This window comes from Giesbergeria anulus (genome assembly GCF_900111115.1).
In the GTDB taxonomy this organism is placed as follows: Bacteria; Pseudomonadota; Gammaproteobacteria; order Burkholderiales; family Burkholderiaceae_C; genus Simplicispira; species Simplicispira anulus.
Genome location: NZ_FOGD01000031.1, coordinates 1 through 1,565, shown reverse-complemented (window position 1 = coordinate 1,565; position 1,565 = coordinate 1). Strand labels below are relative to the sequence as shown.

Annotated in this window: 2 protein-coding genes; both read left to right on the top strand. The window is 56.7% G+C overall.

Translation table 11 applies throughout. The features are described 5' to 3' along the window. Positions 1–79 precede the first annotated feature (79 nt). On the top strand, positions 80–502 hold the full coding sequence (locus BMX55_RS16010) for a type II toxin-antitoxin system PemK/MazF family toxin (protein WP_245751528.1): 423 nt from the start codon (positions 80–82) through the stop codon (positions 500–502). 107 nt (positions 503–609) lie between these two features. Next, positions 610–1,509 carry a plasmid replication initiator TrfA gene (gene trfA / locus BMX55_RS16005; RefSeq protein WP_091459426.1) on the top strand — a complete coding sequence of 300 codons (900 nt, stop codon included), beginning with the start codon at positions 610–612 and terminating at the stop codon, positions 1,507–1,509. Positions 1,510–1,565: the final 56 nt, after the last annotated feature.

Genomic DNA, 1,565 nt, shown 5'->3' with positions numbered 1-1,565 from the left:
AATGCTGGCCTGAGGGCGCTGATAGACGCAGTTAATGTTGGCCCAGAAATGCGCTGAATGCAGGCCTGACGCTTTTCAAATGCAAGTCCCTACAGCTACCGGGCGATGGCTACTGACACGCAGCGCGAAGCGGAAGCGCTGGAGTGGTGCAATGCGCTTGCCGGGGATATGGCCGATGCTGCGCGGTGAGGTCTGGTGGGTGGAGTTCGACCCAGCAGTCGGTAGCGAAATTTGCAAAACCCGTCCGGCGGTGATTGTGAGCAACGATGCTGCGAACCGGAATTTGGCGCGGGTGGTGGTGATGCCTCTGACCAGCAATACTGGGAGGCAGTACCCCGGTGAGGCGGTGGTGACGGTGGGAGGCCAAAGCAGCAAGGCGATGGCCGATCAGATCATGGCTGCCGATAAGGCACGGCTCAAGAGCCAACTGGGCACCCTGTCCAAGGCTGATATGTTGGCTGTGGAGGACGCCATCAAGATTCATTTAGCGCTACCCCGGTAGCACTTGCTAACGTCTGTCGAGCAAGTGCAGCAGTAGCATGTGCGGCACTGGCAGGGAGGGGATTCCCTGCCAGCACCTAACCGAAACGACCTAAACAGGAGGCCGAAATGGCTAATGGCAAGGATAACAGCTACGAGAAGATCGTGGAATGGCTGCATGAGCGTAGTGCCAAAGCACAAAAAGAAGCGGCGGCTGAGGCACTGGAGAAGTCTACGGGCAGTCCTGCTGCGACGCTGGGGCTACCGACTTGGCCCGATGAGGTGCGCGGCGTGCCCAATGCGATTTTGCGCGGCGCTCTTTTCGGTATTGGGCAAGAGCGCATAGTCCACCAAAAGCGCACCCTCATTGCTGCCGTGGAGGGTTACGAAATCCGCTTCAAGGGCGAAACCTTCAATCAGACCGATCTGGATGTGTTGGAGGCCATGTTGCACCTTGCCATGCCCCATCCACTGGGCAAGCGCGTGGAGTTCACTGTTCATTCGTTCCTCAAGGCTATAGGTCGAAAAACTTCTGGTGAGCAGCATGAGCAGTTCAAAGAACAGGTGGTGCGCTTAATGGGTGGAGTTGTCGAGATTACCGATACCAAGGCCCGCAAGACCTTCATGGGTACGCTGGTCAGCAAGGCTTTCCGGGAAGAGGACACAGGTCGCTATGTCGTCATTTTCGACAACGATATGTTGAATCTCTACGAAGGGGGCTATTCGCACATTGACTGGAACCAGCGCATAGCGCTGGGCAAAAGCGCGTTGGCTAAATGGCTGCATGGCTTCTATGCCACGCACGCCAAGCCTTACCCGTACAAGGTGGAGACGTTGCGCACCCTTTGCGGGAGCCAAACGGGCGAATTGTTCAAGTTCAGGCAGCAACTGCGCAAGGCGCTTAACGAGCTGGTCAGCGTGGGGGCCATTCAGGGCTGGAACATCAATGACGATGACCTTGTGACCATTCAGCGCACACCATCCAGTACCCAACAGAAACATCTCAACCGAGCAGCAAAACGGCCCTAAAAGTTATCCACAGGGCACGTCTTTCCGGGTAGGCAAACACGTCTTTCCGGGTAGGC